The organism is Paenibacillus violae, from assembly GCF_032461945.1.
Taxonomy (GTDB): Bacteria; Bacillota; Bacilli; order Paenibacillales; family NBRC-103111; genus Paenibacillus_E; species Paenibacillus_E violae.
Genome location: NZ_JAWCUD010000011.1, coordinates 306,926 through 322,315 on the forward strand (window position 1 = coordinate 306,926; position 15,390 = coordinate 322,315).

Sequence of the window (15,390 nt, forward strand, 5' to 3'; positions counted from 1 at the left end):
CAATATCGCTATCATTTGTTAAGAGACGGGGATCATCAATGAGATATGTCAGCTTTAAATTCCCGTAAAAGTACGGTTTTAGGACCACGGTTACCCTTTGTAATTACTGGGGTAGTGGATCCACTATCAGTTTTGGTTTGGATGAAATCGCCAGTCAGCAAGTTATAGTCATCTTCATCGGTAGCTGCTGTAGCTCCATCGTAAGATGTTTTTGTAAGTCCAATTAGATACCAATCATTATTTTGGAACCGAAAACGGTATTTGTCAGACCACTTCCAACGACTACCTCCAAAGTCACTAAGCACTATTGAGCCTCGATCGATGATTATATCGTCAAATGGATCACCGAATGTGCCACCCTCTTTGCCTCGAAGGACAACATGATCTGCAAGGATTGATAAAGTATAATTCCCATTACCAGTACCGAATGCAATCATTAACGACCTAGGCGAATCAACATCGGTAGTTTCTGTTTTTTCGATAACAGCAGCAATGTCAGGGATGCCGTCTTTATTTAGATCACCTTCGGCTATTGCTGGTTTATCTTTTGACTTCTCTAGATAGTACCAACCAGTTGGAATTAATGACTTTAAGTCCTTTGTTAGTTTCTCTGGTGTCGGTGAGCTTGACGGTGTAATTGAGAATGTAGGCTGAGGAGTTGGCAGCTCACCAGTTTTATTGGGAACTGCAGGTTCTTTTGTTGCTGGGTTAGGAACACTATTTGGAAAGCTTGTTTCTGAAATTACGTTACTATTCTCGTTACGACTATTGTTAAGGTTTAAAGGCCCGGTATTATCCTTTTTACAACTAGCTAGTATAACCGCTATTCCAACAATACACATGAAGATTATCGTTTTTTTCAAAATGTAGCCCCCAAAAACTATGTTATTTTTTTCAATTATAACTTTTTTCATAAAAATACTAAATATGTTCTACTACCCTTTAGCTTAATGCCCGCGGCCAGCTTACAACTCTATTTTAACGGGACACAAGATATAGTACTGGCGGCAAGGAAATACTTCAATTTCAGAACTTACGGCAAAAATATGCTTCAAAAATGAACTAGTTTAAACGAAAAAAGCCTAAAATCGTCTGATTTTAGGCAATTAAATGATTCAAATTGTGGCAAAGAAATAGTTCAAGTTTCATTGAGTGAGGCTTGAATCATTACTTTGCCGGCAAGGAAATGCTTCAATGGACCGACGGCAATGAATTGCTTCAAATCTCACTGATGGTTTTACAATATATTATTAGCCCATTAAATGGTATCTATACCTGAAAATCAATTGTAACGGCTCGCGGATCACGGGGGCCTCAGCCGCAGATTCCGTGTTGTTCATTGAACTAACGTTCCCCGTTAGTTCAAACCACTCTTCCTCGTGGGACGCATTCTTGTTCTTGTGATCATTGCCAATAATAGCAGCAAAATAATTATTAAAAATGAGTTAAAGCCATAATATAAGTAAGTAAATTTCATTCTCTTAAGCCATTCACTCACCAAATAACCGGACATGGAAATTTTTTCTACATGAGACTCTAGTTGTGGGTATGAACTAATCTCTGAATTCGATAATAACGGAAACTCCATAGCTGATCCACTTGCAAGAGGTGCGTAAAATTCAACCCAAACTATATTGGTCCAACGATCTGTTTTGTATCTCATGTCACCTTCAATATTGTTATAATTCCATCGAAAACTCGCAAGCACATTTAGCAAAACAATAATAGTAGTAAGCGTAAACAACATTAACTTTCTTTTTTCCAAAATTCTCCTCCTACCTCGCTCAGGTCAGTCTTCTTAGTATTTAACTAACGTTCCCAGTTAGCTTATCGACTTGCACCATTTAAGAACTGCCTCATCAACTTCATCAATATAACCAACATCTTCGGTTAAATTCCAAAATAAAATTCTATCTGTTTCATTATTATTTTTAAACGGGACTATGTAATCCAGCTCAGTATAAAAAATGGGATTATATTTTATTGTACCATCTGGTTTCCTAACTTTTAGTAGGCCTTTAAAATCCATATCTTGAACAACCTGTGCTGTTTCTTCAAAAAGCTCCCGTATAGCGCATTCTTTAGCCGTTTCATTATCATTTCTTCCTCCGGCAGGTACTTCCCATTGTTTCCTCCATGTGTTAAAACAAATTAGATAATTCCCGTCGTACCTCACCACTGCGTACGAACCTGCTAATGGCTCATAATTTATTAGTTCATGTTCATTCAATGAAATGCACTCTATAAGTTCATAACCATTTTTATTAATAATAGCTGTCAATAAAAGCCCTCCTTTATCCCAAATTATACCATATAATGAGCGAGAGTTATTGAGCATAACTGCCCTTTAGTTCAACGAGGCTGCCGATAAATGCCGGCAGCCTCGTCTTCGTTTCTTATTGAACTACCTGTCCCGTTCGTTCAACTAAAAAAACACCGTGTGACAGCACATGGTTGAGCTTAGTTTTATTTCTCTATCTCTGAATGCAACTCTACGATTTTCACTTCCGGATCATAAGTTGCCAGTACCTCTATTAGTTCCATATTTGTTATAAAAACGAAATGATATATGTCCTCTTCCCGGTAGATCCCACAATTTTCTTCATGAAGCCACCGGATGTACGGAGAATTTTTAATTTTAAAGAAGCGCCAGTCCTTGTAAAAATCCTCGCCATACTTAATATTTAGATCTACAAGTAATTTTAAACGGTTCCCCTCATCAGTTGAGCGATAAGAAAAGACAAATTTATTAAACGTCACATTAACCAATTTACCTTCTTCTTCTGTTTCAAAAGAAATTAAAAGTATATCGTCATCTCTAGTAAGGCGTTTTAGATAGGTTGCTGCCGGGAGTACATCCAATTTCTCAGGTTTCCATTTTGACCATTCTTCAACCAAGTAACTCCCTCCATAATAGTGAGGACATTTCTTTACCCTCAATAAAATCACACTTCGCCAATCAGCTCACAACCATATTTCAACATAATCTTATTAATGATAACTGCCCATTACTTGAGAAATAGCTACCAACCCACTGGGCTGGCTTCCTTCTTATAACATTGATTGAACTATCGTTCTGCGTTAGTTGAATGTTCTTCACATGCTCAACCGATGTGTCCAAGTCTTCAAATTAATTCAAAAATAAATTCTTCTGCAATTACAAATGAACCTCCAAATATTAAGCTTTTTACTTGACTAACGGGTTTGTCATTTTCACCAACCTTTTTGCTCTCTTAAAGATGTAATATGAGCGATATGATGTTTGCCGTGCCAAGCGTAAGTGGCTATAAGTTTTTCTATGGTTATAAAACCACTGTCAGGGTGGTTGATAGTCTTTTTAAGTTCTTTCTCGTCAAGTGATTTTAATAATACAACTAAACGCTTATGTATGGATGAAAAAATATTTAATGATACTTCAATGGGTAAACTATTATCCGATAATTTCGCCCAAGAAACTTCATCGTAAGATTTTATTGTTGGTTGTTCCTCGGTTAATCCTAACTTAACCCTCATGTATCCGTTCATATGTGCATCTGCTAAATGATGTACAACCTGACTTAATTTCCAGCCATCTTGTCGGTAGGGAGTTGCCAGTTGTTCTTCTGTTAAACCGTTTACAGCTTCAAATAATTTCATCGGTGCTTCTTCTATTTCACCTATCCAGCGTTTAACATCATCGCTGGTTATTACCTCTTTTATAGTAAATTTACCAATTGGATATTGACTATTCATAATTATCCTCCTCTTTTTGCCACTTTAAGTACATTTTATCAAAATATCAAAACTTCTTCTACTAACCTGCCCTTTAGTTCAATGAAAAAAGCAGGCTGCCTCAGCTGCCTGCCGTATTTCAAGTATCGTTTTCTGTTATTGAATTATGAATTAAATGTGAAGGACTTCCATAACATACGATCAAAAAAAGCTAGTTATGACGGGCTTAATGTAGAATTAGCAACCTAAAAATACAGCTTTATCCTTCAACGAAACTCATATAATACTGCTTTTAATCTACTCTCTGAGGCAAGGATACGGACCACCAAAAATATGAGCCATGGTTACGATAAATTTGTGATGTTCCTCCAAAATTTTTAGGGAAATGCCGACGCGATTGGCTAGTAATTGTTGATCCGCTAATTCCCGTTCCAAACTTAGCTGGTTTAGCAAGTTATTGTTTTGTCCGACCGTTTTGCTTATTTCCAATAAAGTCTGTGTTTCGACGCCTGATGGCCGATACGCCAAATTGGAAAATTGAATGTCGAACTCCTCCAGCCTTCGCTTTAAGTGAAGAATCTCTTCTTGACGTTGTACAGAAGTGTTTAATCTTGTCGATTGAAAAAGGTTCTTCACCTCTTTGGTTACTCTCTTAAGAAGCATGTCTAATTCCTCCTTTTTTCTCTTGAACGAAAAAAGGAAGCGAGGGAATAGAGCCCTAAATATAAAGGAACCCATTTAATGTTTCTATCATTTTCTTTCTACGCTGACGAAGTTAGCTGACGGATTCGGGTTGAAAGTTAACCCTAACACTTAAAAAGTGTACTCACCCCAGAAAACTTGGTTCCCCCGTTTCTTTAATCTAATATTTTTTATGTCTATTTTCAACTAATAGTTCAATTTTACTGCGGTTAACGCAGCAAGGTCATCGATCATATGCAACCCTAAATTCCTTTATTGAACAAACGTTCTTCCGTTAGTTTAATCAAATACTGTAGTTGAATGAAATGCAAGATACAGGGGCTCTCTGTAAAAAACTTACTTCTTGAACCATGATGTGTAGAGTTATGTACCAATCCAATGAGTTTGTACTTGAAAAAGGAGCTGTGTGCGCAGCTCCTTCGCTGTTTTAGAATGGTTTTCTATAAACCTTGATGATACGTGTACCGTTTCGGATAAGCCTTTGCGCCTGAGCTAGGTTGATCCGCACTAAGACGGAAATGTCGCTCGTCGCGTTTTCCACGTCGAATACCTTGAAAATCCGTCCGTTGGCAAACAATACGCCTTTCAACTCGACTTTCGTTGTCCTAGTAGGTTTCGGATCTACTTTTGCAAATGTCGTACGCTTTACACCTGCACGAAGGAGTGCTGCTGCTTGTTGTGCGGTCGTCCGCACTCCAAATACTGGATCAATTTCAACTCCAGTTGTTATCGCCTCCACCTCAACAATCATAAAAAAACGATCGCCGATCTTAGCTATGCTATTTGCTCCGATATTTATCGGTTGCGCCATGTTTCATCACCCCCTCGCACTACAATATGAGGGGATGCAATCGGGGGCATGATATAATCGTCTATTTATCCGTTCATACCGATAAATGTGCAAAATGCTCGTATTTGATTTACTCCATTCTTCTGCCCTTTACTTCAACAAAAATGGCAACTGATCATCCGGATCAGCTGCCATTTTGTTGTTCTCAACTAACGTTACCCGTTAGCGTAACGCACTACCATTGAATTGATCTCATCAGCCAGTTCAAGAATTTCCTTCCATTGAGATGAGTGCCTCACCGCATTAATATTCCATTCATCACCTTGCTGTAATGCTAGAAATTTACTTCTTAAAGTTGAACTTTTAAACATTATTTCATAACTAATTAGCCCATCATAGACTAATTTTTTTAAGTTGTCGGTGTGTAAAAATGTTATAGCACCAATATCGAACTCTTCAAAGATGTTATATCCAATTACCACATCGTCAGAGTCTAATAGGTAAGTTCCGCATCGCTTAATCGTATCAACATACAGTACATAAAGTTCTTCTATTGATATTTTCTTCATCACATCAATCCCCTTACTTAATGAAACATAAGCTTGGTAACTATACCGCATATTTAAACTAAATATAATTCTCCAGTTAGCTCAATGGTTAACAGGAATTAGACCCCCTCAAAAATGACTTCGGGTATGTTTGGATTAGCCCTTTTTAATTTGTATTTTTGTACTCTAGACAATTCTGGTTGGTAAGAAACTTTCGATATGTTAAAATGATTTTTCATTAATTTATTAAAAAGGTCACTAATGAATCCAAACCATTCTGTTTTTCCTGTTGTCATTTCCTTATTACTATTTAAAAATACGTAACCGTCAGACCTATAGAACAATAATAGTGCTGTTCCAAACTCGCAATACCTATTCTCCGCTAACCAATTTGGCAATTCAAAACCGTTATCCCAATTATAATTCAGTGCGATGGCATGCAATAATTCTGGGTTTTCAATACGACTGATTACTTGTTTCACGTATGTAGGATTCTCATTCTCCAAAAGCTCAGTGTTCCATTCTGTACTAGACATAGTATCATCTCCCCACAGAAAGATTATATCATACCCCGTTTATCTGCCCTTTACTTAAAAGAAAAAGAGAACAGCTGCCGTCCGCGGCGATCTGCTCTCTGGTTATTCAACTATCGTTCTTACGTTAGCGTAACAACACTCAAATATGGTGTCTAAGGTACGGTTACTTTATTTTAATTCTTTTCTAGTTCCTAAAACCAATAAAATGATACCAAGCACAGTGAGTGATGGGACATAAAAATTATCAATAAATCCTGGCATTTTTGGAATTGGAGTTTGCCCTTGTAATTGACCAGCCATAAAGCCAGCAGCCTTTATATTCCCAGATATATTTGCAGCTGCACGTTCAATTGTATAGATTAAACCAGCTGAGGTAATAAAGAGTCCTCCTAATACCATAAATAAAATGCTTGATTTAAATAACGCTTCTCTGACCATTTGTTTTATCACTCCTTAAAACTTATGTTTTAGTGCACTTAAATAAAAGTATATCACTAAATTGGATAATTTTCGGATAAATTGTTAATGAAATCGAGATTTTTATTCATTCTAGAATGCTGCCCGTTCGCGAGGAAAAGGCCTGCTACGCGGTAGCCCTTTGAAAATTTAAAATTTTTTACCCGTTAGTTCAATCATTAATTATTTCTATCTTTTTAGCACTCGCCTGTGTTGGAAAAGACTCATTAATTCCACCATCTACCCAATATCTTACTTTTTGTCCTACTGAATGTTTTGAGGTCGAAGTTTTTAGCCAAATAGCATTTCCTGAATAGCTCCCTGATATATCTCGCCATTTTTTACCCAAATCGGTGTCTTTAATATTATCCAGAACTAATACTCCGCTGTCACTTACTTCAAAGATATACCCTTGCCCAGTAGGTTCCGTACTTAATTTCCCTTGACATCCCAACAACGTAAATACGACTGCTGCTATCATCACAATCTTTAAAAAATTCAAATCTCAAGTCACCTCTGTTATTAAACTTGTTCCCCCTTATTGAAGTAAACTGCCACTTAGCGGGGAAAAGGCAGCCGCTTGATGTCGACTACCTTCCTGGTGTTTATTAAGCTATAGTTCTGGGTTAGTTGAGCGATTCATTATTGCTTAATTATGAACCGTGGTCGTTACCTATAGTAGTTCCTCTTGATTAACTAGTGTCCATATATTTTCTTCTTTATTCAATATTGTGGATTTGATTTTTAAAACGATATCCGCTATATGAAAGCCTCCGCTAGAACGTTCCCATACTACTCTGGCTGCCTTGTGATCTTTACTCAACAAAATTCCATATTGAGAGTCACCCGTTTTATATGCTTTTTTAGCCTCGTCTAGTGCCATAAAGAACGATTGTGCTTCCACATCTGAAAGTTGGTTTGTGAAATGCCTGTCAATATCAACTCCGTATATTAAATCCCAGTCAACCCTTTTAAATTTTTCACCTTCACTCTCCTCAATCTTAATGATTCCATTTTCCCATGATTTGTACAATCGATCTACGACTTCCTTCTTTTGCTGTTGCTCTGCTGGTATAGTCACTACTTTAATGGTCGTTGTATCTTCTTTTGGAGTAGAAGTAGCGAATGCAGGTGTAAGGGAGAGTATTTCTGCAATAACCGCTCCAGTAATTATAATAGTAATCCACTTTTTATTCATATTTTTATCTCCTATTAGTACCGCATTATTAGTAAGCAATCGTTCTGAGATGCATGGAAGTCATATTTTGAATTTTTAAACACTTTATCCCTTTTTCTACCCGTTAGAATTACTTTCCTCATTTACATAAACATTTACAGTTGAATTAAACTCAACTAGATCACCAATAGCAGGATTTTGGCTAAGTATAATACCTATCTCAAACTGATCACTAGTGGCCTTATTAATATTTAATTTAATACCTTTAGACTCAGCAACTTTAATCGCATTCTCCTTTGTTTGTCCTACTAAATTAGGCATTTCCACCGAATTACGAATCATCGGATAGGTTTTGTTTTCATCTCTTGTAGATAAAAATATACCTAACGTTATCACCAACAATACACTCAGATTGATCAATACAAAGTTTCTCTTTTTGATTTTTATCGTTATGAAAGAATTCTTCAATAGAAAATTCAACTCCTTTTATAAATTTCATCCTTCTTCAATGAGCACAAAAACATTATTCTCCTTTCCTATACTAACAAATAATCCCAAATATTTAGACGCTGCCAATGCATTGATAGTTGCGTATTACTCCCCAACAGTTCAAAAAGCGGTAGCTTTAACACAAACTACCACAACGCTAAACTCCCGTAAGCGGGGAAAACAAAAACGGCTGCCGAAGCAACCGCAAGTTCACTAACGATCCCAGGTAGAGTTCAATAACTTCACATTTCGATTATCTTGCAAGTTGGATGTCCTCAAATGGCTCATACTTATTAGGTATAGATTCTTTATATATTCGAACATAATTTACCTTAAATGTTGGAAAAGGAGCCAACGCGTCTCTTGCAGCATCTTTCATTTCTTCGATTTCCTTATCAACCATTTCCCAATACGTCTGACCCAAAGTCAAATGAGGATGGTAACGTTCTAATTCTAGATACCGCTTAATAAGATCCGGCGTTGGCGACACCGATTCAACTAAACGATTGTGCAAATCATATATTTTATTTGTTTCAACACTAAGAAAGGTTACTGCTGTTCCGAATGTTGCTGGCTCTGACAATGTTAACTTGAAGCTTTGAAACAATGAACATGTTAATCTTACATTTTCAAGCCATCTCATATCTTCAGTAAGTCCACCTTGGGCTTTAACTGTGATGTGAGGCTCTACAACATCTCGAAGGCGATTGCTAGCCCATTGATTACGAAATGAGGAGATTTGTTCTTTGTAATCGTCAGGTGGAACGATACCAATAAAATATTGCAACTTGACACCCTCCATCCTGCCCTTTAGTTGAGCAAAGGCTGCCGATCATGCGTTCATTGTGCTTTCGTGTCCCGTTAATTGAACAAGAAATAGAGTTTATAATTCTTTTGCCATTACGATACTCGTTTCTTCATAGCCTAACTTTTCATATAAACCACGAGCAATTTGGTTATGGGCAAAGACATGAAGTCCTATACTCTTGATGCCAATTTCTCTTCCCAACTTTTCTATATCTTCCATCGCTTGCTTGCCAAAACCTTGACCTCGGTAATCCTCCCTAATTTTTATATCGTAAATAAACCCTTTATTGTTTGATTTGACTGCAAACCAAATCATTCCAACCTCTTGGCCGTTAGAACGAATTGTAAACAATTTGTTATCAGTGGTTTTCTCGCCATCAGGCAAAAGGTGTGCATATTGTTCTGTTGCCTTACTAATAGATTCCTGTTCGTTCCAATTACCAGATTGCACGTTGCTTTTTGCATAGCTCTTAATAGCAGAATTAAGGTAGTCCTGAAATTCAGTCGAATTCATTAAATCTAATGTAATCATTATTCTCCCTCTCTGAAAATAAAATGAATAAGTTATATCATATTTCCTTTTGAAAATATTCAATATGGGCTCTTAACTCCACAATCTATATTAGCATATATTGGAAGTATTCTGCCCTTTAGCTCAATGAAATAGCGACCAATCATCCATAAAAACATTGTGTATGTTTCGAATTTAGGTTTTAAACAAGTATTTCGCTAAATATTGATTAGTATGAAATATTTTTTTAAAAAAATAGTAGAAACAGAAACAGCGGCGAACTAGGACCTGAGAAAATAAAGTCTGCTGCCGCCGCTGCTGTTTATTGAACGTTCCTCGATAGTTTACTACCATGGATTTAATGTACTATATATAGCTGTATATCAATTCTAGGAATCTTTAAAATTGAATATACTGTACATCTTCATCTTTTAGAGTAACAATAGTATCATCCAAATATTGGATAGTAACATTAACTAGTTGAACTGTATTTATGGAATTATTGTACCAAGCATTCTCCCAATAAGAATTTTTTAGGCCAACATCATCTTTACTAACTGGACCTGTTATTTTCCCTTTGAAGAGAGAGTTCCCCCCAATTTGACTTACTACTATATCATTCACAGCATTATATGGCTCGACAGAAAAAACTACGTATTTAATTACCTTATCAGAATTGTTAGCCCACTCAATTTCTAAATCAACACCTCCTGCAGAATTTGGTTTGCTAGGGTGAATTTTAGATATTCTCATGATTGACCGGGCTTTTTCTTTAGCGGATTTTGCTTGTTCCGCGAGTAAATTAGTTTTTTCTTCTTCCGCTTTCTTAGCCTCTTTATCTCTCATGTCCTGTATTTGCCTCACCATTGTTCGAGCTTCAATATCTTCAGGGACGCCGTTAAACTTTGAATGTAAGGTAGTTGCTAACTCCATAACTTTGTCATAGTTTTTACTTTCGTACTGTTCCCTAATTTCTATAATCGACATCTGTGGGCCTTGCTTTAGATCATTTAATTCTTTTTCTAAATTAGCAATCTTATTTAACGCATCATTATATTTCGTATCGGAAACACAGCCTGTCAACGAACATGAAATAATTAGCAAAAAAAATAAAAAACTGATACCTTTCAAAACAATCACTCTTCCTCTTTTTTGTCATTTTCGTCATATCATCAACAAAATAGAAAGACTGCCACTTGTTTATTGAACTAAATCGAATATCGGTTGGTATTTCACTTTGCTGAGTGCCTTATAGATGCGGTCAATCTCGCATTCCAAGCAAAACACCACGATTTTGTTGTTCTCAATTTTCTCAAACATCTCTTCTTTATGCCTCGGACAGAGTTTTACTACATGCTTCATATGCTCTCTCCTTTTTCGTTTCCATATTTTAGTATATCACATTCGGAATTTTATTGGACAATCATTCACAATTAAGTTGTGTATGATTCGAATTTATCGTCGTTAGTGTCATAGGTATCCACCGTTATTATTTTGCATTAAAAAGACAGCCGCGAAGGCTGCCTTTTTACTTTTTATTAAGCTATCGTTCCCAGTTAGCGCAATGAACTATTGACTTAAAGAGTATTTTTAAATACTAGATGTATTCACTATTGTTTTTGCGTAATTACTCTTTTCAAAATAATAAGGGCCTAAATGGTTTAGTTTCATCTGATCACCTTTTTTGAAATCACGCCAAATAATCAAATTATTGTCTTCTTCGATGATCGCTGAAATAAATCCGCAATTCAAATCTCCACAGTCTGCACATGTAAGAAGAGGATAGCGATTCCCGCCTAATTTACTAAGTCTTTTGAGTGTTAACTCCTCAATTATTTCTTGCTTATACTTACTTATACCTGTACCTATACAAGGAATATATTCGTGTTTTTTCAATAGCTCATATAACGATTTACCATCAATTATAAAATCATGAAATGATTTATCTGAATTTTCTACAATCAATTTAGTAGTAAAAGTATTTAATTTCATTTATTAGCTCCGTTAACGTAATATTTAGCAGTAATTCAAGGACCATAGTTCTAACTCAGATTTGGTTCAACTATCGTTCTTCGTTAGTTCAATCTCTAACCCGACAACAACTTTTTCTCCCCCATCGTGATTTTCCTCTGCCAGTTCTACTTACAGGACTAACGACTAGGCCTTTTGATTTTCAGTCTTCGTAGCATAACCAACAAATTGGATTGAACTGGATTGACTAGTTTTCAGATCGCTTAAATACCCCACTGGTGGCAAAAAGCATTAAGGAAGTGCGGTTTTTATGAAGAAAAATAACCATGGTAATAGGTAATTTGGAACTGTGGTTAAGCTCGAAACCAAGCTACAATTAGATTATAAAAACAGTAAGAAATGATGCTCCCTATGATTATAAAAATAGCTAAAGTTTTTAGTATGATTATACTTCTATATGTTTTAATCTTAAGTTTTTTAGTATTTGCGAATCCTTTTGTTTTGTTGAAGGAGTTTTCTGCTTCAATTGGCTTAACTGAAAAGGTTAAGATAAAGGCCATCACCACAGCCGATAGTGAAAAATGGGACAGTTTGATTCGTGAAGAAACGAGTAAAGGGACGGTTTCAGCAGAAAAATTGAAAGAACTTCATAGTAGGGTTGAGAATGAGGCTCAAAGCCATACATATCGTTATAAAATTAATTACTATGCATACTTCAGATATTTGGTTGTCGGCGCACTACTCCTAAAATGGGCACAAAGTTTAACGCTCAAACTCGCTCATGCCAGACGTGACTAAACTAACGATTAAACGTGTGTGGAATAGAAAAATAAAAGTTATTACGGGGTGATTTATTTGACTAAACGAACTCGAATATGGTTTTTAGGAGCAATTGCCTTTGCAGTTTGTTGGACAATCGGAGGTTATTTTCTGAACGGGTTTCTAAATTATTCGGGCTTAGTCGGTGGAGCTGTTTATTTTTTAATCAATTTAATATTCGATAAAATGTCAAATAAGGTAGATTGATTACATTAATCTGCCCGTTCAACGAGGCTGCCGTTTCTTGCCGGCAGCCTCGTCCTGGTGAATTGTTAAACTATAGTTCTCCGTTAGCTCAACGACCTAACTTTTATTTATGCTTCTGTTTACCTTATTGTATCTAAACACAAAGTATTGTTTGACCATAGAAATATATATATATGTATATAAAATTAAATCACCACTAACATGGAATGGTTCCTTTATTGAACTTTGTTGGCCTATTTCAAGAATTGATCTTTATCACCATCTGCATCAAAGTCTTTAAGCTTTAAAAGCGCTACATTCCCCCTATTACCCTTTGTCGTAATTGCTTTACTTTGTTCATGTTCATCTGTTTTTCTTAGAGTGAAATCGCCTGTAAGTAAGTTATAGTCCTCTTCATCAGCATTTTCTATTGTTGTTTTCCCACTATTAAACGAACCAAGTGTTGCCCCAATTAAATACCAATCATTATCTTGGAATCTAAATCTATACTTTTCATACCATCTATCATTACTGCCACCGTAGAAATTTATTAATATTGAACCTCTGTCTATAGATATTCCTTCCAATGGGTCACCCCATATCCCACCTGCGTTTGCTTTTAAGATTGCTTTTTCAGCCATCATTGAAAATGTGTATTGGTTATTTCCATTTCCAAAAGCGATTACTAACGCTCTTTGTGGCACTTGGTCTTTCGTACCCTTTTCTCCTTCAATGATAATTGCAATGTCATCTATACCATCTTTATTAAGATCGCCTGTTGCTTGTACAGGTGTCCCTTTAGTCTTCTCAGAAATATTCCAGCCTTTTGGAATAAGTGAGAAAATAGTATTTTCTTGTTTGGTTTCTTTGCTTTGTTCACCCTGTAACTTTGATCGTTCCTGAACTGGCTGTTCACTTTGAACGACCGCCTGATTCGGTTGCTGACTTGGGGTTATAGTTGGTTTAGGTTTTTCACTTGGGCCAACTGAATTGCTACTACTACAAGCGCATAATATCGTAAATAACGATGAAATAGTGAATAGTTTAAGTAAGTAATTCATTCCAGTCACCCTTGTTTAGTATTAATATTAGATATTCGAGAATCAAATTTCAGTTCCTTTTCAACAGTAGCCGACAAGTGGTCGGCTACCGCTGTGCCAATATTAATACTAACGTTATCTGTTAGCGTAATCGAGCAAGCATTCAATAATTTAGAAATTCATTATTTGTTTTCGCTTAAGGAAGACCACTCCTGAAAAACAATAATCAATTCTTCTAAGTTATTACTTCCGCCTCTACCCTTAAATACATTATCAATAACTTTACAGCGAACCCAATCAGTTTCAGAGCGGTCGATAATCAAGTCATCGAACGTTCTATCCTCTAGTTCTGTATCTTCCACTCTGATGTCAATAGCCCATCCTGGGTTATCAAGAGTTGTAATTTTAACTCCATAACCATGCTCCCAATCTCCATCACAATTATCTGTATACCAATTTTCCAACCATTTTAATACATTCATCCATAACCCCCCCTTAAGTATCTCCTCTATCTTTTAATGCTATTGGTATTCAAGAGAGATAAAGTTTATCAAATTATCAATTGTGCCAATCTGCTGTTCAACTGAATCAACATGATAAAACGTACATGTGTTTCCTATTTCATTCAGTTCATTTGTTGATGAGTATAAATAAATTTTCTTTCCAGCTCCCAGTGCAATTCCTAACTCAACATGACTCCCTTTCCCTGCTGGGAACATGACAATTACAACATCTGCATCCATGACCCCTGCTACTTCTTCTTGTCCTATGTTACGGAGTTTTATTATCGTGTCTATGTTTGAATGAGTTGTCCAATCGTAAGTATGGTGAAAACCACGTGCTTTCAAACTTTCTGCTAATTGTTGTACGTTTTCTATATTTTTGAAACTAGACGCTATGTAGAATTTCATATAATTCCCCTGGTTCAATCTTTTAATCATTTAAGTTTTATATTAACACATATTGGAAGTATCCTGCCCGTTAGCGTGGAAAAGACTGCCCGATCTATCTCGCGGCGGTCTCTGTGTAGTTTTACAACTAAAATTTTCGTTCTCGTCCTACTCGTTATAATGGGTTATCACACATTTCCATTCACTTACCAATATTCGGAGATCATCTACATACGTGCTTAGATACTCTTCTGGTTTATTGATAACGATAGTGTTCTATTTTCCTTTTATATCTTTAAAAAATCGAGGTTGAAATAAAAGTTAACAATAACAGCAAACTAATCATAAATAATAAAAATTTCCAATTTTTATATTTTCTCAAAACATCTGATATGCCATCCGAATTGAAGAAAGCAAACATACACTCGATAAACACTGCAAGTAATATGACTTTTATAAAATGGTTAAGAAATAGAGCCATGCCTCACCCCAATTAATAATTTTTACTTGAATGTTTGTTTGAATTAACGTTTCTCGTTTACAGATTGAACAACGTCAGTTTCTTGTATTAGTTTAATAATCTCGTTTACGCATTGTTCTACATCCTTGTTTAAACAATCCAGGACCTTATCAATGTACTTAATGTATAAGGGCAGTCTTTCCTCGTAAACGTCTTCTAGACTATTTCCATTCTTGATAACAATGCCTCTAGTCGTTACATTGATTAGTCTTCTTTTAATCTCTTCATATGGGACGT

The 15,390-nt window shown here is 36.0% G+C and carries 22 protein-coding genes, 1 pseudogene and 1 riboswitch; of the genes and pseudogenes, 1 reads left to right on the forward strand and 22 read right to left on the reverse strand.

Translation table 11 applies throughout. From position 1 onward, the window contains the following. Positions 1-35: 35 nt before the first annotated feature. The 18 genes from RQP52_RS27795 to RQP52_RS27880 form a co-directional block, all read right to left on the reverse strand. The gene (locus tag RQP52_RS27795) at positions 36-863 is read right to left on the reverse strand and encodes a hypothetical protein (protein WP_315954858.1); all 828 of its coding nucleotides are present in this window, start codon (positions 861-863) and stop codon (positions 36-38) included. Between the two features lie 494 nt (positions 864-1,357). Beyond that, positions 1,358-1,765 (reverse strand): hypothetical protein, encoded by a 408-nt coding sequence (locus RQP52_RS27800; protein ID WP_315954859.1) that lies wholly within the window; start codon positions 1,763-1,765, stop codon positions 1,358-1,360. A gap of 57 nt (positions 1,766-1,822) precedes the next feature. Then, entirely contained in the window at positions 1,823-2,281 is a 459-nt protein-coding gene (locus RQP52_RS27805) for an NUDIX hydrolase (RefSeq protein WP_315954860.1), read from the reverse strand. A gap of 185 nt (positions 2,282-2,466) precedes the next feature. Further along, complete coding sequence (locus tag RQP52_RS27810; RefSeq protein WP_315954861.1) at positions 2,467-2,898, reverse strand: hypothetical protein; 432 nt, start codon at positions 2,896-2,898, stop codon at positions 2,467-2,469. Between the two features lie 315 nt (positions 2,899-3,213). Next, positions 3,214-3,732, reverse strand: a complete 519-nt coding sequence (locus RQP52_RS27815) for a YfiT family bacillithiol transferase (RefSeq protein WP_315954862.1) — start codon at positions 3,730-3,732, stop codon at positions 3,214-3,216. A gap of 276 nt (positions 3,733-4,008) precedes the next feature. Next, positions 4,009-4,374 carry a hypothetical protein gene (locus RQP52_RS27820; protein ID WP_315954863.1) on the reverse strand — a complete coding sequence of 122 codons (366 nt, stop codon included), beginning with the start codon at positions 4,372-4,374 and terminating at the stop codon, positions 4,009-4,011. A gap of 87 nt (positions 4,375-4,461) precedes the next feature. Further along, positions 4,462-4,589: riboswitch (cyclic di-AMP (ydaO/yuaA leader) on the reverse strand. 251 nt (positions 4,590-4,840) lie between these two features. Continuing rightward, positions 4,841-5,224: a hypothetical protein gene (locus tag RQP52_RS27825; protein WP_315954864.1), complete on the reverse strand. Its 384-nt coding sequence runs from the start codon at positions 5,222-5,224 to the stop codon at positions 4,841-4,843. Positions 5,225-5,418: 194 nt separating this feature from the next. Then, on the reverse strand, positions 5,419-5,772 hold the full coding sequence (locus tag RQP52_RS27830; RefSeq protein ID WP_315954865.1) for a hypothetical protein: 354 nt from the start codon (positions 5,770-5,772) through the stop codon (positions 5,419-5,421). A 98-nt stretch (positions 5,773-5,870) separates the two neighbouring features. After that, positions 5,871-6,287, reverse strand: a complete 417-nt coding sequence (locus RQP52_RS27835) for a DUF4274 domain-containing protein (RefSeq protein ID WP_315954866.1) — start codon at positions 6,285-6,287, stop codon at positions 5,871-5,873. A 168-nt stretch (positions 6,288-6,455) separates the two neighbouring features. Beyond that, a complete protein-coding gene (locus tag RQP52_RS27840) occupies positions 6,456-6,725 on the reverse strand; it encodes a hypothetical protein (protein WP_315954867.1) in 270 nt (89 codons plus the stop codon). A gap of 190 nt (positions 6,726-6,915) precedes the next feature. After that, the gene (locus tag RQP52_RS27845; RefSeq protein ID WP_157319044.1) at positions 6,916-7,245 is read right to left on the reverse strand and encodes a YobA family protein; all 330 of its coding nucleotides are present in this window, start codon (positions 7,243-7,245) and stop codon (positions 6,916-6,918) included. A gap of 171 nt (positions 7,246-7,416) precedes the next feature. Next, the gene (locus RQP52_RS27850; RefSeq protein WP_315954868.1) at positions 7,417-7,941 is read right to left on the reverse strand and encodes a hypothetical protein; all 525 of its coding nucleotides are present in this window, start codon (positions 7,939-7,941) and stop codon (positions 7,417-7,419) included. 96 nt (positions 7,942-8,037) lie between these two features. Next, a complete protein-coding gene (locus RQP52_RS27855) occupies positions 8,038-8,388 on the reverse strand; it encodes a PASTA domain-containing protein (RefSeq protein WP_315954869.1) in 351 nt (116 codons plus the stop codon). Between the two features lie 274 nt (positions 8,389-8,662). Continuing rightward, positions 8,663-9,196, reverse strand: coding sequence for a 2'-5' RNA ligase family protein (locus RQP52_RS27860; protein WP_315954870.1), 534 nt, complete (start codon positions 9,194-9,196; stop codon positions 8,663-8,665). A 96-nt stretch (positions 9,197-9,292) separates the two neighbouring features. Continuing rightward, complete coding sequence (locus RQP52_RS27865; protein WP_315954871.1) at positions 9,293-9,748, reverse strand: GNAT family N-acetyltransferase; 456 nt, start codon at positions 9,746-9,748, stop codon at positions 9,293-9,295. A gap of 378 nt (positions 9,749-10,126) precedes the next feature. Next, a complete protein-coding gene (locus RQP52_RS27870; protein ID WP_315954872.1) occupies positions 10,127-10,858 on the reverse strand; it encodes a hypothetical protein in 732 nt (243 codons plus the stop codon). Between the two features lie 69 nt (positions 10,859-10,927). After that, positions 10,928-11,089, reverse strand: coding sequence for a hypothetical protein (locus RQP52_RS27875; RefSeq protein ID WP_315954873.1), 162 nt, complete (start codon positions 11,087-11,089; stop codon positions 10,928-10,930). Positions 11,090-11,317: 228 nt separating this feature from the next. Beyond that, positions 11,318-11,719 (reverse strand): oxidoreductase, encoded by a 402-nt coding sequence (locus RQP52_RS27880; RefSeq protein WP_315954874.1) that lies wholly within the window; start codon positions 11,717-11,719, stop codon positions 11,318-11,320. A 378-nt stretch (positions 11,720-12,097) separates the two neighbouring features. Between RQP52_RS27880 and RQP52_RS27885 the strand changes: the two genes are divergently transcribed. After that, the gene (locus RQP52_RS27885) at positions 12,098-12,496 is read left to right on the forward strand and encodes a hypothetical protein (RefSeq protein WP_315954875.1); all 399 of its coding nucleotides are present in this window, start codon (positions 12,098-12,100) and stop codon (positions 12,494-12,496) included. Positions 12,497-12,957: 461 nt separating this feature from the next. On the opposite strand, the gene RQP52_RS27890 is transcribed toward RQP52_RS27885, so the two are convergent. From RQP52_RS27890 to RQP52_RS27905, 4 genes and pseudogenes are all read right to left on the reverse strand, one after another. After that, positions 12,958-13,764 carry a hypothetical protein gene (locus tag RQP52_RS27890; protein ID WP_315954876.1) on the reverse strand — a complete coding sequence of 269 codons (807 nt, stop codon included), beginning with the start codon at positions 13,762-13,764 and terminating at the stop codon, positions 12,958-12,960. Between the two features lie 161 nt (positions 13,765-13,925). Further along, entirely contained in the window at positions 13,926-14,225 is a 300-nt protein-coding gene (locus RQP52_RS27895; RefSeq protein WP_315954877.1) for an immunity 53 family protein, read from the reverse strand. Positions 14,226-14,264: 39 nt separating this feature from the next. Then, positions 14,265-14,684 carry a nucleoside 2-deoxyribosyltransferase gene (locus tag RQP52_RS27900; protein WP_315954878.1) on the reverse strand — a complete coding sequence of 140 codons (420 nt, stop codon included), beginning with the start codon at positions 14,682-14,684 and terminating at the stop codon, positions 14,265-14,267. A gap of 473 nt (positions 14,685-15,157) precedes the next feature. After that, positions 15,158-15,390, reverse strand: a pseudogene (locus RQP52_RS27905) (hypothetical protein); the annotation flags it as partial.